Source organism: Micromonospora sp. NPDC047465 (genome assembly GCF_040643125.1).
In the GTDB taxonomy this organism is placed as follows: domain Bacteria; phylum Actinomycetota; class Actinomycetes; order Mycobacteriales; family Micromonosporaceae; genus Micromonospora.
The window spans coordinates 20,781-43,259 of the sequence record NZ_JBEYTP010000032.1; the positions used below are offsets into that span (position 1 = coordinate 20,781).

General features: G+C 71.7%; 9 protein-coding genes. 4 read left to right on the top strand and 5 right to left on the bottom strand.

The genetic code is table 11. The annotated features are described in order from the left end of the window. Positions 1-34 precede the first annotated feature (34 nt). From ABZ793_RS25035 to ABZ793_RS25045, 3 genes are all read left to right on the top strand, one after another. Positions 35-3,592 carry an AAA family ATPase gene (locus tag ABZ793_RS25035; RefSeq protein ID WP_357461582.1) on the top strand — a complete coding sequence of 1,186 codons (3,558 nt, stop codon included), beginning with the start codon at positions 35-37 and terminating at the stop codon, positions 3,590-3,592. 63 nt (positions 3,593-3,655) lie between these two features. Further along, positions 3,656-3,928, top strand: a complete 273-nt coding sequence (locus ABZ793_RS25040) for a hypothetical protein (RefSeq protein WP_357461585.1) — start codon at positions 3,656-3,658, stop codon at positions 3,926-3,928. A 64-nt stretch (positions 3,929-3,992) separates the two neighbouring features. Further along, positions 3,993-7,256 carry a S8 family serine peptidase gene (locus ABZ793_RS25045; RefSeq protein WP_357461588.1) on the top strand — a complete coding sequence of 1,088 codons (3,264 nt, stop codon included), beginning with the start codon at positions 3,993-3,995 and terminating at the stop codon, positions 7,254-7,256. A gap of 168 nt (positions 7,257-7,424) precedes the next feature. Here the strand turns inward: ABZ793_RS25045 and ABZ793_RS25050 are convergent, their stop codons facing one another. Beyond that, complete coding sequence (locus ABZ793_RS25050) at positions 7,425-8,450, bottom strand: helix-turn-helix domain-containing protein (RefSeq protein ID WP_357461591.1); 1,026 nt, start codon at positions 8,448-8,450, stop codon at positions 7,425-7,427. A 626-nt stretch (positions 8,451-9,076) separates the two neighbouring features. On the opposite strand from ABZ793_RS25050, the gene ABZ793_RS25055 reads away from it, so the two are divergent. After that, a complete protein-coding gene (locus ABZ793_RS25055) occupies positions 9,077-12,619 on the top strand; it encodes a S8 family serine peptidase (RefSeq protein ID WP_357461594.1) in 3,543 nt (1,180 codons plus the stop codon). Between the two features lie 387 nt (positions 12,620-13,006). On the opposite strand, the gene ABZ793_RS25060 is transcribed toward ABZ793_RS25055, so the two are convergent. The 4 genes from ABZ793_RS25060 to ABZ793_RS25075 form a co-directional block, all read right to left on the bottom strand. Beyond that, complete coding sequence (locus ABZ793_RS25060) at positions 13,007-17,281, bottom strand: S8 family serine peptidase (protein WP_357461597.1); 4,275 nt, start codon at positions 17,279-17,281, stop codon at positions 13,007-13,009. A gap of 98 nt (positions 17,282-17,379) precedes the next feature. Beyond that, positions 17,380-17,661 (bottom strand): hypothetical protein, encoded by a 282-nt coding sequence (locus ABZ793_RS25065; protein WP_357461600.1) that lies wholly within the window; start codon positions 17,659-17,661, stop codon positions 17,380-17,382. Positions 17,662-17,762: 101 nt separating this feature from the next. Beyond that, positions 17,763-20,843, bottom strand: coding sequence for an AAA family ATPase (locus ABZ793_RS25070; RefSeq protein WP_357461603.1), 3,081 nt, complete (start codon positions 20,841-20,843; stop codon positions 17,763-17,765). A 330-nt stretch (positions 20,844-21,173) separates the two neighbouring features. Next, positions 21,174-22,475: an MFS transporter gene (locus ABZ793_RS25075; protein WP_357461606.1), complete on the bottom strand. Its 1,302-nt coding sequence runs from the start codon at positions 22,473-22,475 to the stop codon at positions 21,174-21,176. Positions 22,476-22,479: the final 4 nt, after the last annotated feature.

Below are 22,479 nucleotides of genomic sequence, written 5' to 3' on the forward strand. Positions count from 1 at the left end.
CGGCTGGCCGTAGGTGTCGGCTAGGGTCCCGCCCATGGATCTTGGTACGCCGTCGCTGCGGTTGTACCTGCTGGGCGGTTTCCGAGCCGAGCGCCCCGGCGATCTGCCCCCGCTGGAGCGCTGGCGGCGGCCGAGCGCCCGGACGCTCGTCAAGCTCCTCGCCGTCTCTCCCGGCCACCGGCTGCACCGCGACGAGGCCATGGACGTGTGCTGGCCCGACGCCGAACCGGACGCCGCCGTCCGGAACCTGCGAGTCGCGCTGCACACCGCTCGGCACGCGCTCGAGCCGGAGCTGGCGCCGCGTACCCCCTCGTCGTATCTGCTCACCGAGGGGGACCTGATCGTCCTGTGCCCCACCCTGGTTTCGGTCGACCTCGACGAGGCGCTCGCGTTGGCCGGCACGGCGTTGGCCGCCACGCCCGCCCCGCTGGAGCTGCTGGAGCAGGCGCACGCCGGACTCGCCGCCGAACTGCTGCCCGAGGACAGGTACGCCACCTGGATCGCCGCCAGCCGGGAGGCACTCGCGGTACGCCGGCACCGGGTGGCGCTCGCACTGGCCGACGCGAGTTGCGCGGCGGGCCTGCCGCAACAAGCCGTGGACCTCCTGATGCCGATGCTCGAGCAGGACCCCACCGCCGAGGACGCGCACGCCGCCCTGATCCGCGCGTACCTGGCGCTCGGCCAGCGACGCAACGCGGTCCGGCAGTACCACCGCTGCCGCGAGCTGCTCGCGGCCGAACTCGGCGCTCGGCCGGGGCCCGTGGTCGAGCGGCTGTACCGGCGGGCCCTCGCCGATTCGGCGACGGCGCCGGCGACCGCGCCCGCCCCGCGGTTGCCGGCCCAGGCGCGGCGGCCCGGACGGCTTGCCCTGGCCGGCCGGGAACACGCCCTGTCGTTGCTCGGGCCGGACCAGCCGGCCGCTGCCCCGGTCGTGCTGATCAGCGGTGAGGCCGGTGTCGGCAAGACCCGGCTGGTGACCGAGGCGGCCCGCCGGCACGCCGCGGCCGGTTCCCTGGTGCTCTGGGGCGCGGGGCACGAGGCCGAGGGGCACACACCGTACGGGGCCTGGGTCGAGGCGCTCGACGGTTACCTTGCCGACCGGCCACCCGGCGAGCGGGCTGCGGTCGGCGCGCAATATCCAGAGCTGGCCGCCTTGTTGCCCAGCCTCGGGTTGGTCCCGCCCGCAACGGGTGACGCTGAGCAGGAGCGCGGCCGGATTTTCGCGGCGGTCGCCGCGCTGCTGACTGATCTTTCCGCCCGGCCGCTGCTGGTGGTTCTGGACGACCTGCACGCTGCTGACGCCGGCTCGGCGCAGCTTCTGCACAATCTGGCCCGTTCGGTCGGTGACCGGCCGTGGCGGTTCCTCGCCACGTGGCGGGACGAGGACCTGCCGGCGGACGACGGGCGGCGCCGCACCCTGGAGGCCGTCCAGCGGCACGGTCTTGCCCAACGAATCGAGCTGATGCGGCTCAGCCGCGCCGACTGCGACCGGCTGGTGACCGAGGCGGCGGGCTGTCCGCTCGCCGAGCCCGAGCTGGCCCGGGTGTACGCGCTGTCGCTGGGCAATCCGCTCTTCGCGATCGAGCTGGCCAGCCCGCTCCGTCAGGGTGATCTGGCCCCGGCCGGCGCCGAGGAAGGCGTCGGTGAGGCCGGGGTGCCGGTCGCCGTCCGGCAGCTCGTCAATGCCCGGCTGGGCCGGTTGACCGTTTCGGCCCGTCGGGTGGTCGAGGCGCTCGCCGTTGCCGGTGGGGACGCGCCGCTGACGGAGGTTTTCGAGGTGGCCGGGCAGGGACTCTGGCCCCCGGTGCCGCGCCCGGCGGCGGTCGCTGCGCTGGCCGAGGCGATTGACGCCGGGATCGTGGAGGAACGCGAGGTGCTGGTCGAGGGGCGGCGGGTGCCCGGGTACGGGTTCCGGCACCCGCTGATCCGGCTGGCCTCTGCGCGTCGGCTGCGCGCGGTCGTCCGGCGGCAGCTGCACGGCGCGTACGCCGACGCGGTGTTGCGGAACCGGCCGGACGCGGTCGACGTGCTGGCGTACCACCTGACCCGGGCTGATGACCCGCGTGCCGTGCCGTACCTGTGGCGGGCCGCGCGCCGGGCGGCGTTGCTCTACGCCAACGACAGCGCCGCCGGCTACTACGCCTCGTTGGTGGAGCGGCTGGACGTCGCCGGCGACCCGTCCGCCGCCGACGCGCGGCTGGCCTGGGGCGAGGTGCTGCACCGGCTGGCCCGTTACCCGGAGGCGGAACGGGTCCTGACCGAGGCACTGGCCGCGTGGCGTTCCCGGCCGGACGCGGACGTCCGCGCGGACCGTGTGGTGGCCGCCGGGGCCGCTCTCGCCCAGGTCCTGGTCGGTGCGGGACGGCCGCTTGATGCGGGCGAGCTGCTGGCCGCCACCCCGCTGGACAAGCCGGGGGTGGCCCCGGCGACGCGGGCTGCCCACCACTTGGCCGAGGCGCTGACCCGGTTCGCCACCGGGCGGTATGCCGACAGCCTCGCCGCCGCCGACGCCGCGCTCCGGGTGGCCCGCGGCCTCGACGTCGACCTGGACGGCGGGTCCGCACCTGATGCCGCCCCGGATGGACCGCCCACAGCCGGCACCATCGACCTGGACGGATCCGTCCGGTCCCGTCCGGTCGGCCGCCGGGAGGTGGTTCGGGCGCTGGTCAACCGGTCGGTCTGCCTGGCCCTTCTGCACCGTACCGCCGAGGCCGACGCCGCCGCCCGGGCGGCGCTGCCGCTCGCCGAGGCGGCCGACGACCCGGACGTGGCCGGAAAGGTCACGGCGCAGCTCAGCGAGCTGGCCTGCCTGGACGGTCGGCTGGCCGAGGCGCGGCGGTTCGCTCGGCGGGCGCTCGATCTGGCGGTACGCACCGGCGATCCGGCGCTGCTCGCCTTCCGCCGGGGCAACCTGGGCCGGCTGCATCTGTTGCTCGGCGACTGGGCGCCGGGCATTCGGCTGCTCCGCTCTGCCGCGACTCTGGCCCGGCCGCTCGGCACCCCGTGGTGCCTGCCGTACGCGCTGGTCAACCTCGGCACGCTGCGGATCTGGACGGACGACCTCGAGAGTGCGGAGACGTGCCTGGCGGAGTGCCAGGACCTGGCCGCCGCCACCGGCGACCGGCAGGCCCTCTCCGACGCCCGGACCGGGCTGGCGGAGATCGCGGTCCGGCGCGGTGACCCGTTGGCGGCGCTCGCCCTGCTGGCGGAGGTGGAGACGGCGGGCGCCGCCCCGATCCGGGCCTGGGCGCACCTGGTGGCCGGGGACGCCGAGACGGCCCGACAGGTCGCCGCCGCGGTACGGGAGGGTGCCGACCGGGTCGCCGGGATCGAGGCGGGCCGGGTGCACGGTTTGGCGCTGACCGCGCTCGGCCGGGCCGACGAGGCGCTCGACGTGCTGGGCGCCAGCGTGGAGCGGGCCGAGGCTATGCCGTACCCGTACGGGCTGGTCCGGCTGCTGGAGGCGCGGGCCGCGGTGGTAGCCGGCGGCGCGGTGGCCCGGCGCGACCTGACCCGCGCCGGGGCGCTCCGCGCGGAGCTGGCCCACGCCGACGGCGAGGCCGGTAATGCCGCGGTAACGGCCGCCTCCTAGCGTCCCGTCGACCCACGGCCCGTCGGTCCCGACCGGCCGCCCGGACGACCATCGAGGATCCCGATGCCCGCTGATCACCCACCCGCCGCCGCCGTCGTCGTCGACGCGGGTGGCGAGCCGTGGGCCCGGGTCGCCGCCGTGCTCGCAGCGCGAACCCGGCAGCTTCCCGCCGGCGGAATCATCGACCTGGTCACCGACGACCCCGGGGTACGCGTCGCCGTAACCGAATGGTGCGCGCGGCACGGCTACCCGGTGTGGGAGGTGACCACCGTCGACGGTGGCCCGGGCTTCCGGATCGACACCGGCGGCGTCCGGACGGACCCCGGCCCGGGGTGACCGGAACCGGCCCGCCAGGCGTGCGTCATCCGATCCTCCTAGCCCTCGACACCAGGGAGAACTGTTGCCACACCGGACCCGGAGGGTGGCGGCCGCGCTGGCCGTTGTCCTCCCGCTCACCCTCGGCGGCGTACCGGCCGCCGCCTCGACCACGGCGTCACCACCGGCCGGCGTCACCGCCGGCGGCGCCGCCCGCACCGTCACCCTCACCCTGGTCACCGGGGACACGCTGACCGTCACCACCGGCCCGACCGGGGTGCTCTCCGTGGCGCCGCAGGCCGGCGAGGGACGGGAGGACATCACCTTCACCACCCGCTCGGACGGTCCCGGGGACATCTCCGTCTTCCCGTCCGACGCGCTGCCCCTGGTCGCCGACGGCGCACTCGACGCCCGTTTCTTCGACGTGGACCGGCTCGTCGAATATGGCTACGACGACGCCCACCAGGCGGACCTGCCACTGATCGTCGAGCACCCGCGGGGGACGGCCGCACCGGCCCTCGGCCGGCTGCTCCCCGCCGCCCGGGTGACCCGGGACCTCACCCGGCTGCGGATGACCGCCATGCGGACCGGGAAGGCGGAACGGAAGGCGCTCTGGCGGCAGCTCACCGCCGGCGGGCGGATGCGCAGCGAGGTCAGCCGGGTGTGGCTGGACGGGCGGACCCGGGTGACACTCGACCACAGCGTGCCGCAGATCGGCGCGCCCACCGCCTGGCAGTCCGGCTCGACCGGCAAGGGCGTCACCGTGGCCATGCTGGACAGCGGCTACGACTCGGACCACCCGATGCTGGCCGGCAGGGTGGCCATGGCGCAGGACTTCACCGGGGTCGGCAGCGCCGAGGACGACCACGGCCACGGCACCCACGTCCTGTCCACCATCGGCGGCACGACCGACGGCACGCTGCGCGGCGTCGCACCGGACGCCCGACTGGTGGTCGGAAAGATCTGCACCGCCGGCGGAAGCTGCCCGGACTCGGCGACGCTGGCCGGCATGGAGTGGGCGGTGACCACCGCGGGCGCCAAGGTCGTGAACATGAGCATCGGCGGCCCGGACGAGCCGGGGGGCAACCCGCTGGAGCAGGCGATCAACGAACTTTCCGCGCAGACCGGCGCGCTCTTCGTGGTGGCCGCCGGCAACTCCGGCGAGAACGGCGTGTCCACGGTCGAGAGTCCCGGCACCGCCGACGCGGCGCTGTCGGTCGGCGCGGTCGACCGCTCCGACAAGCTCGCGTACTTCTCCAGCAGGGGCTCCCGGATCGGTGATCACGCGGTCAAGCCGGAGATCACCGCGCCCGGCGTGGGCATCGTCGCCGCCCGGCTCGGCGGCGGCTCGGTCGCGATGAGCGGCACCTCGATGGCCACCCCGCACGTCGCCGGCGCCGCCGCGCTGCTGGCCCAGCGCTTCCCGACCTGGACCGGGGCGCAGCTCAAGGCGGCCCTGCTCGGCGCGGCCACGCCGAACGCCGGCCTGAACCCGTACCAGCAGGGCACCGGGCGGGTGGACGTGGCGCGAGCGGTCGGCCAGCCGGTCACCGTCTCCCCGGCCAACCTCACCGCCGTCGCCGGCTGGGGACGCCAGCCGGGGACCGAGAAGAGCCATGAGCTGACCTACCGCAACGACGGCGACACCGCCGTCACCCTGGGCCTGACCGTGGACACCCCGTCCTCGCCCGGCGGGCAGCCCGGCAACCCGGCCATGTTCACCCTCGACCAGCAGAGCGTCACGGTGCCCGCGCACGGCACCGCGTCGGTCACCGTGACGGTCCACGACGTGATGCCGCGCGGCACGCAGGCCGCCGTACTCACCGCGGCCACCGCCGACGGCGCCGTCTCGGTACGCAGCCTCCTCGGCGACCACACCCCGGTACCGTCGTGGCGGCTGACCGCCACTGCGATCGACCGCGCCGGCCAGCCGGCCAAGGGCACGGTGCAGCTCATCGACCGCTACAACGAGGCCACGTACTTCCTCAATCTCTCCGGCGGCACCGCCACCCAGACCGTGCCGGAGGGCCAGTACTGGGCAGTGCAGGGCATCGGCACCTCCGCCCCGCGCAGCACCAGCCTGGTCGTCGTCCCGGTGACCGTGGACGCGGACCGGACGGTGACCCTGGACGCGCGGACCGCCAACCCGGTCGACGTCCGGGTGGACGACACCGAGGCCGAGGGCGTCTCCCTGGTCGCGGGCGTATCGCTGCCGGTCACCGACGGGACGCGCGAGGTCAGCGCGACGGTCGGCCGGGCGGTCGACTTCGGCACGCTGTACGTGGCCCCCGTGGCCGACCCAGCCGTCTCCTACCGGGCGCACGCCACGTTCGCCCGCAAGGGCGCGTCGTCGACGGCGCCGAGCCCATTCTTCTACCACGTGGTCGACAAGCGGACGGGCGGCGTGCCGGCGGACCTGTCGTACCGGACCGGCCGGGAGGGCCTGGCCCGGGTAACCGTGGACTACCGGGCGCAGGGCGCTCCGTCGGGCGGGGACAGCGGCGCAACCCCGGCCGACGGGCACCCGATGGCGATCTTCGACCAGCCGGTGGCGTTCCCGTCGAAGGTGGTCGACTGGCGCACCCCGGGCGCGTGGAACGACCGGATCCGGGTCGCGGGCCGGATGCCGGCCGAGATCACGCCCCGCACCTACGGGCCGGGGCAGGACAACCGGCTGGTCTGGAACGGCGCCGTGCTCGGCCCCAACATGGGCCTGGACGCGCTGGCCCGGCTGGGCAACGACATGGGCCTGCACAACTGGAACGGGGTGCAGTGGCTGATCAGCGGCAACGAGGGTGAGACCGGCGTCGACTGGGGCGCCGAGGGCTTCCTCGACCTGTCCCGGGACGGCCAGCTGATCAAGCGATGGAACGCCGTCGGGTGGTACCAGTCCGGCACGGTGGTGCCGGCCGACGAGGGCGTCTACACGCTGCACGGGGTGCTCACCCGCAACCGGCCGTACGCCGGGCTCTCCACCCGGGTCGAGTGCGAGTGGACCTTCCGCTCCGCGGCGTCGAACGAGCTGACGGTCCTGCCGCTGCTCGGGGTCCGCGCCGAGGTCAAGGGCCTGGACATGAGCAACTCGGCGGTCGCCGCCAGCACCTCGGAGCTGACCGTGACCGTGCAGCGCAGCCCCGGCGCGGCCCCGTCCCCGACCACCCTCACCGGCCTGGAGGTCTCCTACGACGACGGGACCACCTGGACGCCGGTCGAGGTCGAGGACGGCACTGCCAAGGTGAAGAACCCGCGGACGGACGGCTTCGTCTCGCTCCGGGCCACGGCCGCCGACGCCGTCGGCAACACGGTGCGGCAGACCATCCTCCGGGCGTACGGGGTCCGGGCGCCCTGACCTCTCCAGCCGACCGGGTGCCGGGCGTCCCAGACCGCCCGGCACCCACCCGTGGCAGCCCGGGTTTGCCCGGCCCGGGCCGCCTGCGGGTGTCAACCGGCCTCGCGGCGGGCCCTCGCGCAACCGTTGGCCTCGCCTGAGCCAAGCGGCGCACCAGGTACGACCAGTTCACCGGTGCTTGGGGGTCGTCCGCCGATCGTTGGTTGTCACCGGTCCGATCCAGCCGTGCCATGCGGCGTACCACGCCAGTTGCATGCGAGTCACCGCCCCCGCCCGGTCCATCAGCTTGCGTACGCGTCGCAGCACGGTCCGCTGTCCAATGCCGAGCTGACGGGCGATCACCGCATCGGTGAGGCCGCTGAGCAGGAGGGTGAGCAGCTGACGGTCCTCCCCGTCGAGTGCGGGCGCTTCCGTGTGCGGCACGCCCGAGGCTCCGATGGGCAGTGCCCGCGACCAGATCAGCTCGAACAGTTCGATCAGTCCGTCCAGGAGCGGGCTTGGATGGATCAGGGCCGAACCAGCCGCGCGTCCCGTTTCGCGCGCGACCGCAGGGACGATCGCCAGCTCGCGGTCCACGATCATCGCCTTGAGCGGCACCCGGTGGGCGATGCGGGCCTCCTCACCCGCCGCCATGTAGCGGGAGACCCGGGTCAGACCGCCATCCCCCTCGATCGCTCGCCGGTCGTACACCGTCCGATAGCGCACGCCCTCCGCCAGCCGCTGGAGTTCGGTGTTGTTCGTGACGCCCCGGTCCGGCGCCGGTGGCGTCAGATAGGGCGGCACATCGAGGATCAACACCTCGTGGCGCGCTGTGCGCTGAATCTGCTCGACACGCTGTGCCACTGCTGCCTCTGGAGTCGCCTCCACCAGCGTCCGTACGTCGTCTGGCCAGGACGCGGTGCGGTACTCGTCCGTCAGGCGTCCCATAGCCGCACGGGCAGTGTGCAGTTCCTGCATCCGCCGCAACAGCAGCACCTCTCCCGCGATGTCGGGCGGTGACACGATCAGCCGGGTGCGATTTCCGTCGGCGCGAGTCAGCAGGCCCTTGGCGGCCAGGCCGTCCACGGCCGCCGAAGCCTGTTCCGGGGGCACCCCGAGTAGCGCCGCCACCGAGTCTTCCCAGCATGGCTCGGTCCGTATCAGCAGGGTGTACAACCGGGTTTCCGGCTCCGTCAGCCCCAGCGCCTGGAACACCGTCTCTCCCCCTTCATGGCTGCCGAGACAGCTCGCCGCAACGCCTTGTGCGGGCCTTCTGTGGAAGCTCGGCAGCAGGGGACACGACCGCCATCAGCGACCGGAGCGAAGCGGCGGCAGCCTGAGGCCAGCCACGCAACCCAGGGTTCGCCGCAGGCGTCGACGACGGCATGGACCGGATGCATGGGCCACCTCGGGGCTGGGCGATCTGGCGCGGCGAACCCTAGAAGACGGCAGTTACCAAACCATTACCGTCGGAATGGGGCACCCTCGGAATCCACTCGGATCGACGTAGCTGGGTAGTCCCTTCCTCGCCTCGCTCCTGCTGCTCGCGGCGGTCGCCCGCGCCGTGCCCGGCTGACGAACAGCAGGCGAATGCGGTCCAGCGGCGCCCCGTGGCCGTGGCCCCGGCCGACTGGAGCGCCTTGCTCGGCACCTGGCTCTGCCGCACTGGCGTATCTCTGCCATGGCATTCATAAGCCATTGTCATCGCTTGATCACGCTCAGCGCTTCATCGAAGCTTGCAGATGGCTCGATGAATAAGCCGCTGGCACGGGCGGCGAGCCGTATCCCGTTTCCTGCACCCCACAGCGGGCGACTCCCGCCGTACCCGAGAAGGAGACCTCGTGTCAAGACAAAGAAAACCGCTGCACGTGGCCATCGCGGCCCTGGCCTCACTCGCGCTGTTGCCGCTCGCCGGCGGCACCGCACTTGCCCGGCCGGTCACGGACGAGACCGCGGTCGAGCAGAAGGCGGAATCCGAACTGCTCGGACAGCTCCAGACGGAGGAAAAGGTCAGCTTCTGGATCGAGTTCGACCGCGACGCCGACCTGCAGGTGGCGACGAAGGCCCGGACGAAGACTGAGAAGGCGGCGGCCGTCCTGGCGGCGAAGCAGCAGCAGGCCACGACGTCCCAGGCCAACGTGGTGAAGGTGCTGGAGTCGGCGGGAGCCGACTACACCTCCTTCTGGATCGACAACTCTCTCCAGGCGGTCGGCGGTGCGGAGCTTGTCGGGAAGCTGGCTGAGCTACCCGAGGTCGCGCGGATCACGGCGGACGACGAGATCACGATCGACAGGCCAATCGCGGGCGAGACCGAGCCCACGGTTGACGCGATCGAGTGGAACGTCGACCGGATCAACGCTCCCCGGGTCTGGAACGAGCTCGGGGTGCGCGGTGAGGGCATCGTGGTCGCCAACATCGACACCGGTGTCCAGTACGACCACCCGGCGGTCAAGAACCAGTACCGCGGCCTCAACGCCGACGGCACCTACAACCACAACTACAACTGGTTCGACCCGGCCGACGTGTGTTCCGGTGCCGCGCCGTGCGACAACAACGGCCACGGCACCCACACCATGGGCACGATGGTCGGCGACGACGGTGGCACCAACAAGGTCGGCGTCGCGCCCGGTGCCAAGTGGATCGCTGCCAAGGGCTGCGAATCCAGCTCCTGCAGCCGCGCCTCGCTGCTCGCCTCCGGGCAGTGGATCGTCGCGCCCACGGATCTGACCGGCGCCAACCCGCGCCCCGACCTGGCCCCCGACGTGGTGAACAACTCCTGGGGCGCCAACGTCTACGACCCGTGGTACCTGGACGTGGTTGCCGCCTGGCGGACCGCCGGCATCTTCCCGGCGTTCTCCAACGGCAACGCGGGACCGAGCTGCAACACCAGCGGTTCGCCGGGTTCGTACGTGAGCAGCTACAGCTCCGGCGCGTTCGACATCAACAACGCCATTGCCAGCTTCTCCGCCCGGGGCACCGGCGAGAACGGGACGATCAAGCCGAACCTCGCGGCGCCGGGCGTCAACGTGCGTTCCAGCTGGATGAGCGGCGGATACAACGCGATCTCCGGCACGTCGATGGCCTCCCCGCACACCGCGGCCACGGTCGCGCTGATGTGGTCGGCGTCCCCCGCCACCCAGGGCGACGTGGCACAGACCGAGGCGCTGCTCGACCAGACCGCCACCGACGTGGACAACACCACCTGCGGCGGCACCGCGGCCGACAACAACGTCTTCGGTGAGGGCCGGCTCGACGCGTTCGCGGCGGTCTCCGCCACGCCGCGCGGCGCTACCGGAGCGCTCAACGGCACGGTCACCTCGGATGGCGCGGCGGTCGCCGGGGCGAAGGTGCTCGTGGACGGACCGATGGACCGCACCCTCAACACCGCGGCCGACGGCACGTTCGCGCTGCCCGTGCTCTCCGTCGGCGACTACACGCTCACGGTCACCAAGTTCGGCTACCGCTCGGGCACCGGCGCTGTCACGATCACACAGGGGCAGACCGCCACCCGGAACTTCGCGCTGGAGCAGGCGCCGTCGGCGAAGGTCTCGGGAACGGTCACGTCCCACGCCGGCCCCGCTGCGGGCGCGGCGATCACCGTGAAGGACACCCCGGTCACCGCCACTGCGGACGCCCAGGGCCACTACGAGGTGACCCTGCCGCTCGGGGCGTACGACCTGGGTGCCACGTCCTCGTCCGCATGTGCCGCAGCGGGTACCGTGCACGTCGAGCTGGCCGCCGACACGACGGTGAACATCGCCCTTCCGGACCGCCTCGACACCTTCGGGTACGCGTGCGCGGCGGCCAAGGGCAGCGACTACGTCGCGGGCACGGACAAGACGACCCTCACCGGCGACACGGCGAGCCTGGCGGTCACCCTGCCCTTCCCGGTCCCGCTGTACGGCGCGACCTACACCTCCGGTTGGATAACCACGAACGGCGTGGTGACCTTCGGCTCGAACTCGACCTCGAGCGCCAACAACACCATTCCCCGCACCACCACGCCCAACGCCGCGCTCTACCCGTTCTGGGACGACCTGATCGTGAACGCGAGCACCGCGGGCGTCTACACCGGCGTCATCGGCACCACCCCGCACCGCGCGTTCGTCGTCGAGTGGCGGAACGTCGCCCACTGGTCGGCCCAATCCGAGAGGTTCTCCTTCTCCATCGTCATCGGCGAGAACGGCAAGATCTCCTACCATTACAAGGACATCGCCAGCACCGGCCTCGAGTCCGGCTCCAGCGCCACCATCGGCCTGGAGAACGCCACGGGCACCGATGCGTTCCAGTACTCCTACAACACGGCCGGCGCGCTCTCCGACGGCTTCAGCATCGACTTCCGGACCAGCAAGACCGGCGTGGTGCGGGGCGCGGTGCTCGACGCCAACGACGGTGAGGCCGTCGCGGGGGCGACGGTCACCGTGGGCACGGGTGACACGGCGGTGACCGCCACCACCAGGCCGGACGGCTCATACCTGGTCCAGGCGCCGTCCGGTGCGACCTCGGTCAAGCTCACCGCCCTGGCGTACCAGCCCTTCGAGCAGGCGGTGACGCTCGAGTCGGGCGGCGTCGCGACGGTGTCCGAGGCGCTCAAGACCGGCAAGGTGGCGGTCGCCAATGACGCTTACGAGATCGTGGTGCCCGTCGGCCAGCAGCGCAGCCGCGCGTTCGAGCTGTCCAACTCGGGCTTCCCGACCGCGTACACCGTCGTCGAGGATGCCCCGTGGCTGGCGGTCAGCCTGACCGGCGGCGACCTGGCCACGGGCGCGAAGGCCACCGGCAAGCTCTCGGTCGACACGGCCGGGTACCCAGCGGGCCAGGTGCTCACCGCCACGGTGCAGGTGAACTCCGACAGCGGCCGGGCACCGGTGATCAGCGTTCCGGTGAAGGTTGTTGTGCCGCGCTACCAGGCGGCGCTCGACGCGGGCGCCTCGGGCGACGGCGTCGTGGACACCCTCGGCGACACCTGGCAGCAGGACCAGAAGTACACCGCGGGCTCCTTCGGCTACCAGGGCACGTCGAGCACCAAGTCCACGACTCGGGCCATCAGCGGCACCGATGACCCGGCGCTCTTCCAGAACGCGCGTGAGGGCATGTACGAATACCGGTTCGACAACGTGCCCAACGGCGTCTACACGGTGGAGCTGGACTTCGCCGAGGTGGCGAGCAGCAAGCCGGGCCAGCGGGTCTTCGACGTCCTCGCCGAGGACGTCGAGGTACTGCCGTCCCTCGACATCGCGTACGAGGCCGGTGCCTACGCGGCGGTCACCCGGACCTACACGGTCACCGTGACCGACGGTGTGCTCAACGTACGGTTCGTGGCGACCAGCGGTAAATCGCTGGTCAACGCCATCCGCGTCACCGAACGGCCCGACAAGGCCTGACGGACCGACCAGCAAGGGGCTCGTCCCGCCGTCCGGCGGGGCGGGCCCCTTGCCCGACAGCTGCGTAACGGCACTACGGCTGAGCGAGGCACGACGCGACGAGGCCCGTCTCACCGCCGCACGCTCCGCCCGAAGAACAACCTCATCGGTCGTTGATTGAGGTGACGTCACAGCGCCGACGTGAAAGCGCCTCAGCCTCGGGAATCCCCCCGGCTTTCGCTGTGGGGAGGAGGTCAACCTTCCAAGCCGGTCCCACCGGAACGCACTCGCCGGGGGCCCCGCGCGACCGGCGTACCTCTGGCACAACGGGCTGGGCCCGCACCGTCGGATGGCGGTGCGGGCCCAGCTGCGGCGCGCAGGGCAGGGGACGCCCTGGTACGCGCGTGTTCAGCCGACGCAGAGGGAGGATCTCAGGGCAAAGTTGGCCGCGGTGGTGGCACCTGCCTTGAGCTTGATCTTGCGACTCTCCGATTCGAAGTCTTTGTCGGCGGCGATCACGGTCAAGGGGCTGTACTTTGTGTCGAGCCACCGCTCGTAGCGCCCGTCCTTGTCGGTGACGAGCGGGTAGCTGGCACCCGAGGTGACGACCTGCACCGACGCGCCGGCCAGCGGCACCGACGTGCCGTCGCAGTCGATACCCGTCACCGTGCCGGTCACCTTGCCCCAGGTCTTGGGTGGGGTGACGTGCATGGTGACGCCGACCGGAGCGACCCGGTACGGCGTGTCGGAGTCCACCGTGATCTCGGCGGTGAGGTCGCCGGGCTGCGTGATCGACACGGCACCGGCGTTCAGGGTGACCTTCACCGTGACGGACTCGCTCGGCTGCACGGTGAGCCGCCGCGCATCCAGCGACAGCCACGACGCGTCGCCCTCGTCGCAAACGTCGAGTCCGGGCAGGCTCCGGGTGAGCCAGCCGGGCTCACCGTAGCCACCGCCGACGGTGTAGAAGCCGCACGCCCCGCCACCCCGGTAGGTGGGTTGCACGGTGAATGACGGGAGCGCGGACCAGGTGTTCGTGCTCGCTTCGTACGCGTAGTTCTCCATGTTGATCCAGCTTCCGTTGCCGCTGGTGCCACCGGAGACGATCAGCAGGCCGTTGGCCGCGCTGTAGGCGGCTCCCCAGACATCGGACGGCATGTTCGCCGCACCCGTCCAGGTGTTGCCTGCCGGGTCGTAGACGTACGTCTTCCGGCTGCTCTGGTCCTCCGTGGTGCCGCCGGCACAGTAGATCTTGCCGGCGATGGTCCCGCAGGAGAGCCAGGACGTGGGCTCCGGGTAGCTGGCCGCTTTCTGCCACCGGTTCGTGCTGGGCGCGTAGATCCAGACGTCCTTGCTGCCGCAGGTGTCGGTGCAGCCGCCGACCAGGTACAGCTTGCCGTCGAGCGTGGCCACACCGGAGGCGGCGTAGCTGGTCGGGATGGGTGCTCCCGTGCTCCACGTGTCGGTGCGCGGATCGTAGATGTCCAGGCCTGGCTCGGTGGAGCCGTCCCGCTTGGCCGACCAGCCGCCGGTGATGTAGAGCTTGCCGCCGATGAAGGCGCCGTTGGCCTTGTCCCGGATCGTCGGTTGGCTGGCGATCGGCTTCCAGCCGCCGCCGCGCGGATCCAGCACGTACCCCTTGTCGGTGAGGGAGATCTGCCCGACAGGGCTCATCGCCACGCCGCCGACGGTGTACACCTTGCCGTCGTACGCGGCTACGACGTTGTCCATCAGTCCGTTGGGAGTGCTCGGGCCGTACACCCAGTCGGTACCGCTCGCCGCCGGCGGCACGGCGCTCTGCGTGGGGGTGGTGCCGGCGAAGGCGTGCTTGGACGTCGTGGCCTGGACCCTGCGTGGGGTGGCGCTGGGGGCGGTCAGCAGGGAGAACCGGCCGCTCGCCTCGTTGAGCGTCACGCTGGCGGGAGCGCCGCCGGTGTTCGTCACCGTGACCGAGGCGGTCGCGCTGCCGCCCAGCTGAACGGTCTGGTCGACCGAACCCGACACCGCGAGCCGTCCCGCGGGGAGCGGGAAGTCAACCTTGGCGACCGCGTGCGCGGTGACCGCGAGCGGCTTGGTGACAGTGGTGTAGCGGCTGGCACCGGCGGTGAAGGAGTGTTCGCCGGCCGGCACGATCAGCGTGTAGAAGCCGTCGCCGAGCGAGGCGTCGTCGGGCGTGCCCTTGCTGGTCGCCGTCGGCGTCCCGCTGGTGGCGGCCACCTTGACGCCGTTGAGCCCGGCGCTGGTGTTGGCGTCCGTGACGTGGCCGGCGACCAGCCCGACCGGCTGGGGCACGCAGGAGCGCTCACCCAGGTTGACGTTGTCCACCTGCCAGGTGTTGGGGCTGCCGCCGGTGTACCGGAACCGGAGCTGGACCTGGGACTTGCCCGCGGCCTGCGGTGCTGCGAGGGTCTGCAGCGAGCCGGAGACGCTGACCTTGTCCTTCTCCCAGACGGTCTCCCAGGTCGCTCCGTTGTCGACGGACAGTTCGACGTAGGCATGGACCGGCGCTGGATTGTAGGTACCGATCAGGTAGGTGTTGAACTGCAAGGTCGCGGTCTCCACGCCGCTCAGGTCGACCACCGGTGAGGTGAGGGTGGTGTCCTGGGTGTGGGTCTGGTCGTAGACGAGGCTGTTCACCGTGGCGAAGTAGCCCGTGCCCTTCGTCCTGTTGTTCCGGTTGCCCGGGTTGTCGAACCGCCACACCTCGCCGTTGCCGGCCGCGTCCGTCACGGTCCAGCCGTCCGGCCGGTCAGAGGTGTCGAACGACTGGCTCAGCCCGTCGAAGCTGACCGCGTATCCCGGCGCGGTGCAGGCTTGGGTGTCATAGGGCACGGCAACGTCCAGCGCGACGTCGTCACCTCCGATGGCCACCTCCCGGGCCGCCGACGGGTAGCCGGACAGGTCCGGGTCGAAGGTCAGCTGGTGGCTCCGGTTGGCCGGGAGCAGCAGGTCGTACCGGCCCGTGTACGGGTCGGTGTAGTGGGCATTGGGGTCACCGGGCACGCTGATCTTCGCGTACAGCGGCCAGCCGTGGCCGGAGCCGTCGGTGACCGTGCCGCGGACGTGAACCCGTGGCACCGGAGCCAACGCCATGTCGCGGGTGACTGGCTCACCAGGGCGGACCGACACGACGGCGGTGGCGTCCGCGTAGCCGAAGGCGCCGAACGTCAGGGTGTATTCGCCGTCCGTCACCGGCAGCTGGTACCGACCGTCGCTGTCGGAGCGGGCGGTCACGGCGCCGGCGGTGACCGTTGCGCCCGAGATCGGCTTGCCCGTCGCCGTGTCGGTGATCAGACCACTGACCCGGCCGGGGGCGTGGCTCACCAGTGCAAGGGCGTCGAGTCGGCCTTCGCCGAAGACGTTGTTGTCGTCGTCGGTGCCGCCGCACTGGCTGCTCGGGGTGTCGATGCCGGTGTCGTCGAGCAGGGCCTTGGTCGCTTCGATGTCACCTGCCAGGGCCGGCGCGACGGACCACAACAGGGCGACCGCGCCCGCCAGGTGCGGGGTGGCCATCGAGGTGCCGTTGTAGCTGGCGTACCCGCTGCCGGGCACGCTGGAGCGCACGTTCACGCCCGGGGCGGAGATGTTCGGCTTGATCTCACCGTCCTGGCCCGCCCCGCGCGAGGAGAACGAGCCGATGGCGTTGTTCGCGTCGTACGCGCCGACCGAGTAGTTGATGATCCGGCTGCCCGGTGAGCCGCTCGTGTTGCAGCCGCCGCCGTTGTTGCCGTTCGCCCACGCCCCGAAGATGCCCGACGCGGTCCACGCCAGGCTGATGTCCTCCATGAACGGGTCGTTCGACGGCACGTTGGACCCATACGAGTTGTTGATGACGTGCGGCCGCTTGCTGGCGTCCGGGTTCTGCCCGTTCAGATCGGTCGGCTCCAACATCCACTGACCGGACTCGATCAGGGCGGTGGAGCTCGGGCAGCAGCCGTTGGCGGCGATCCACTTCACCTCCGGGGCGACCCCGATGTGGTTGCTGCCGCCGTCGTCGCCGGCCATCGTGCCCGTCGTGTGCGTGCCGTGCCCGTTTCGGTCACACGGCGCACCCGCGCAGGTCCCCGCAGCGTCGAACCAACTGTAGTTGTGGTCGAACGTGCCGTCGCCCTTGTTGCCGCGGTACTGCTTCACCAACGCCGGGTGGTCGAACTGGACGCCGGTGTCGATGCTCCCGACGACGATGCCGGCACCCTTCGCGCCGTACTTCGCCCACACGTCATCGGCATTGATGTTGGCGATGCCCCACTCGACCGAGTTGACCTCGGCAACATCCTGGCCCGCCGCCGGCTCGGGCGCCGAATAGCTGACGACCGGCCACAGCGACTCCACCGCCGGCTCCGCCGCCAACTGCTCGGCCATCTTCAGCGAACCACCCGTCACGTGGATCGCGTTCGTGGCCCAGAGCGCCTTGTATTCCACCTTCGCCCGGTCCAGCCGGGCACGAATACCGGCCTGGCTGACCTCCGCGTGCTCCCGCAGCGCCTTCGCCACCGCGCTGCCACGCTGGTTCCAGTCCCTGATCTGGCTGGCCGTCGACAGGTCGGCCCGCGTGTCCAGACGCACCCAGTAGTCGGCCTGGCCCTTCGCCTTGAGCTTGTTCAGCAGGGCAGGCCGGATCTTGTCCTGTGCCTTCGCCTGCGGCTCAACAGCCTGCGCCGCCGTGCCCGTCAACGCCAGCACCGACGCAGCCAACGCGATCGACGCCAGACCGCCGACCAGCCTACCGGCGAGGCGACTTCGCCTGGCCGGACCGAGTCTCCACACACGTGCCGGGGTTCTCATCGCAACTCCAAAGGTGAAAGGTCGTCCCTGCGGATGCGGAACACCGACGCGTCGCCGTCCGGCACGCCTGGCTCCAGGGCATGCCCGCGCTCCGCACACCAGTGCGGCAGGGCGGCACACACCCCTGGCTCCGAGGCGATGAGCTCCAGCACGGCCGCCGGAGGCAGCTCCCCCACCCGGCGGGCGAGCAGCGGCTCGACCTGTTCCCAGGGCTCACCGCCGGCATCTACGACCATGACGGCGGGTACGTCCTTGGCCGACGGGGTGGGGATGTGCATGGCGGGCCTCACGATCGCATCGGGTTCCGGCGCGCACCGTAGAGCGGGGGCGTTACCCGGCCATTAACAGCCTCGTTACCCGGCCGCTATGGGCGTCGCCCTCATCCCGTGGCGGCTCTGGCCTGCGCAAGCTCCGCCGAAATCCGGTCGATTGCGTCGAGTACCTGGGCGTCACCGCTGCGTCCGGCGAGTTCCGCGCACTCGCGCAGCGCCGCGTCAGCGACCGCCCAGTCGGCCCGACGGACCGACACCTCCGCCAGATGCACGAGGCAGGGGGCCAGGCACCACGAGGGGCTGAACGGTCGCACGAGCTCGACTGCGGCGACCGCACCCGCGTGTGCGGCCTCGATGTTCCCGGTGACCAGGTCCAGTCGCGCCATGTTGCCTCGTTCGAACGCGATCATGGTCGGGTCCCCGCCGCGCTCGGCCATGCCCAGCGACCGGATTCGGAAGTCGCGCGCCGCCCCATGGTTTCCGGCCTCGAGTGCGAGGTTGCTGAGCATCGAGAGCACTGTCGTCAACAGCTTGACGTCCCCGGCCCGTTCGGCGTGCTCGAGCGACTCCAGCGCCGCCTGTTGCGCCGCGGCCGGCCGATCCAGCATTGCCAGGGCGAGCGCCCGGTTGCCGGTGGCGCGGCCCATCAGCAGCGGCACCTGATCCCGGTCGGCGCCTCCGACCGCCGCGCGGGCCGCAGCCTCGGCGTCGACGGCCGCTGCCAGCGAGTGCTCGTACCGTCCGAGCTGGAAGTATGCGTAGGACGAGGCCAGCTTCCTCAGGGCCAGCGCGCCCGCCGACACGTCATCGGGTGAGGTCGTGGAGTCGTCCAGCAGCGCCCGTGCCTCCTTGGGGCGGCCCGCCGAGCACAACACCTCGGCGAGGGCCGCCAGCGATCGCACGGCCGCGTCGACCGACCCTGCACGCAACCGGGTTTCCAGCGCGCTACGCAGCGCCTGCTCCGCTTCCGGGTAGCGGGCCAGCCGACGCAGGATCAGTCCGTGGTCGTGCCGGGCATCCGCCGCCTGCGTATCGTCGGTGAGCCGCGCGATCAGTTCGGTGTAGTAGCGGTCTGCGCTGTCGTTGGCATACAGTGCCGCGGCCCGCTCGGCGGCCCTGCGCAACCAGGGCACCGCGCGCGGGTCGTCCGCCTGGACGAAATGGAAAGCGAGCGCGTCGACCGCGTCCGGGCGGTGCCGGAGCACCGCGTCGCCGTAGGCGCCGTGCATGACCCGGCGGCGGGCAGCGGTGAGCCGTTCGTAGCAGGCCAGCCGGACCAGCGGGTGCCGGAAGGCGTATCCGGGTACGTTCCGGCCGGCCAGGGCGACATCGCGTTCCTCGACCAGGCCCGCGGCCAGGATCCGGTCGACGGCGACGGCGAACTGCGGACTGTTGAGCGGTGGATGCAGACCCGACCGGGCGACATCTGCGGCTTCGATCAGGGAGACGTCCCCACCGGCCACGGCGAGCACGTCGACGACGTTGCGGGCCGCGCTGTCGAGACGATCCAGCCGGGCCTCGACCGCCCCCCGGATCGATTCGGGGAGGCCGATGGACCCAAGCGCGGTCGCGGACGGGGAAGGCAGCTCGCTGCTGATAAATCTCGCCAGTTCACCGGCGAACAGCGGATTGCCCGCCGAGAGCCGAAAGACGCCGGAAACCCAGTCCGGGGAGGGGTTGGCCTCACCGCACAGTCCGGCCACCAGCCGCCCGCAATCCCGCTCGCTCAGGCGCATCAGGTCCAGTCGCCTTGCCAGGCCCTGGCGCACCGCCGCGTCGACAACGCGCCGGCGCGCTGAGTCGACGGTGAGGTCTTCCTCGCGGTACGTGGCGATGAACCGCCGTGCCCGCGACCCGGGACGACGGACGAGGTGATAGAGAAGTTGCATCGAAGCGAGGTCGGCGGCGTGCAGGTCGTCCAGCACCACCAGGACGCCATGGGGGCTGGCTTCCGCCAGGCGGTCCAGCAGACCACCGACCGCGAGGAAGAGGCGGGCGCGCTTCTCCTCGGGTCCGACGTCGGTGACGGGCGCCGGGCCGAGGGCGGGCACCAGGCTGGCGAGTACGGGGTACTCGGCTGCGACGGCCGCCTGCTCCTGGGGCGACCGGTCGGCGAGCCACGAGTCCAGGGCCTCAGCCCACAGGCCGTACGGCGTCTGCCCCTCCGCTTCGTGACTGGCTCCCCACAACACCAGCGCCCCGCGTTGGTGAGCGATCCCTGCGGCCTCGGCGGCCAGCCGGGTCTTTCCGATGCCCGCCTCGCCTGCGACCAGTGTTAGCGGGGGAACGCCATCGTCCTGACTCGTGAGCACGCGCAGCGCCTGGTCCCGACCGAAGAGCGGGGTCCCTACCGCGAGCCGAACGGCCGGATGCAGCGGTGGCGGCTGCGCTGGCGCATCGGCGGCCGGCCGGGAGGATGCGGCGGCGGCCGCCCGGCGCAGCTCCTCGATCAGCGCGCCGGGACGTACCCCGAGTTCGGCATCGAGCGCCGCGCGGGCCAGCTGGTACTGCCGCAGGACCTGTTCGGGCCGGCGCAGGGCGAGCAGGGCCCGCATCAAGCCTTCGTGGGCGCGTTCGTCCGCGGGGTTGCTGGACAGGAACCATTCGAGCAGGGTGGCCGCCTCCGCTGGGCGCCCTTCGGCGAGGTGCGTGTCGGCGAGGGCGTGGAGCACCCGGTTGCGGAGCACGGAGAGTTCGGCCCGGCGCGACGACACCCACTCGGCGTAGGGATCCTCGGGGAGCAGTTCCTCCCGCAGCGCCTCCAGCGCGGCGGCGAGCCGCGCCACCCGCCGCCCCCTGGCCTCGGGCTCGGCCAGGGCTGCGTGTGCCAGCGCCTCCGCCTCGTCCGCATCAACCGTCACCAGCGCCGGGGACAGCACCAACAGCTCGCCCTCCAGAAGCAGATAGGCGGAATCCTCCCGGGGACGCAACTCCGGTTGCAGCGCGTGCCGCGCGGTGTGAAGGGCGACCCGCAGGCTGCTCATCGCGGCCTGGCGCGAGGCGCCCGGCCGGCACACCTCCATCACCTGCTCGCGGTGCATGCAGCGCCCGGGCGCCACCGCGAGCAGCTTGACGAGGATCTGCGCCCCAGGCCGGCGCCAGCGCTGCAGCACCGGAACTCCGTCGCGCTCCGCCCGAAAGCCGCCCAACAGCCGTATCCGCAGCGGTGGAATCGTGTCGGCGGTCACGGGGGCACTGTAATTGCTGCTCACCGGCCCGACCAGAGATCGTCCGGGGCGGCGGGCTCAGGAACGCAGCTGATCCCTACCGTCCTCCAGCCGGGGTTTGCACCGGTGACGGCCGAGCCGACGTCCGCCGGGGTCGCGTTCGCCACCGGCAGAGTGACCATCACCTCCCGCCCACCCTCGGGCTGGGCGACCGCCTGCTGGCGCTGCTCGCGGTGCCGAGAAGGACCTCGCAGACGACACCGCCACCTCGGCCACCGACCGCCCGCGCCCTCTCAGGACCCGGTAGACGACCAGGCGGATATCGCCGAGCGGATGAGTGCCCTCGATCTCTCACCTGCGGTCGTCGTGCGGGCCGTGGGACGAGCTCGCGAGGACATCCAGGTCCGGTTTCTGATCATCCGCGGTGCGGTCAGCCAGCGGCGGGGCGCCCCGATCGACGGTTCGCCACCTGGTGAGGGTTAGCAACAGGAACGCGCCGGCGGTGACGACTACCGTGCCATGGAACAGGGCGACCACCGGCATCGGGGAGGCCCGCTCCAGCACGAGCCCGCTGGCCAGCATGCCGACTGCGAAGCCGAACGTCTCAGCCGTCGCGGAGATCCCGAACAAATGCCCACGTACCTGCGCGGGCGCGGCCTGCAGGCGGGTGGAGTACGCCAGTTCGGTGCACCCGTCCGCGAACCCGGCGACCAGCGCCACCAAGATCAGTAGCGGCACAGGCGGTCCAGTGAACGCCGCTACGAACGCCAGTGACATCACACAGGCAGCCACGGCGAACGTCCGCTCATCCAGTGACCGGCCGGTGCGCTTCAGCCACAACGAGACCATCTGGTGCGTCAGCAGCGTGCCGAAAGCCCAGGCGGCCCAAAACTGGCTGAGCAGCGCCGCCGGGTTGCCCGGGTTCACGACATTCGCGAAGACCGGCAGGGCTACGTTGTGCGACGCGGATCCCCAGGCGTCCACACCGCGTAATGCCACCATGCCGGCGAGGACAGGCGACCCGGCGAGCAGCATCCGGACAGCGCCCAGCCCGGCCCGTTCGCGAATGGACTTCCGCGCCGTCGATACGGCAACGGCATTGCGGAACGACAGCGGCAGGCAGGCCAGGACGACCGCGGAGACGAGAAAGCTTCCGGCGTTGACCGCGAAGGCGGGAAGGAACCCGAACTCGCTGATGATCGGGCCGGCCGAGGTGAAGCCGAGCACCGTCGCCGCTGACCTTCCCGTCAGCAGGTACCCGTTGCCCCGTAACCGCTCCGCGTCGCCCACCAGCTCTGGCACGCTCGTCCGCAGCGCCACGTTGAAGATCGTGTTGCCGCTGCCGAGGACCACGGCCACGGCGTAGAGGAGCTGCGGGTGCCCGGCTGCCGGCACGGCCAGCAGCGCGATCATCGCGAGGGCCTGTGCGACGTCGGTGACGATCATGACGGTTCTGGGGTCGAAGCGGGTGACCAGGCCGCCAGCCACGGGCGCTACGACGAAACCGGCGGCGAGCCGGGTCGCCATCAACAGTCCGGTCTGCAGTGCGCTACCCGTCAGGTGATACACGTACAGGTTGAGGGCGACGAGGTTGAGAAAGTTGCCGAACGTTGAGACCGAGTAGCCGGCGACGAAGACGGTGAATAGACGCATCGTC

Bases quoted from the DNA above. Each gene is read 5' to 3' on its own strand.
- ABZ793_RS25035 (WP_357461582.1), top strand. From the start codon at position 35: ATGGATCTTGGTACGCCGTCGCTGCGGTTGTACCTGCTGGGCGGTTTC.
- ABZ793_RS25040 (WP_357461585.1), top strand. From the start codon at position 3,656: ATGCCCGCTGATCACCCACCCGCCGCCGCCGTCGTCGTCGACGCGGGT.
- ABZ793_RS25065 (WP_357461600.1), bottom strand. From the start codon at position 17,661: ATGCACATCCCCACCCCGTCGGCCAAGGACGTACCCGCCGTCATGGTC.
- ABZ793_RS25075 (WP_357461606.1), bottom strand. From the start codon at position 22,475: ATGCGTCTATTCACCGTCTTCGTCGCCGGCTACTCGGTCTCAACGTTC.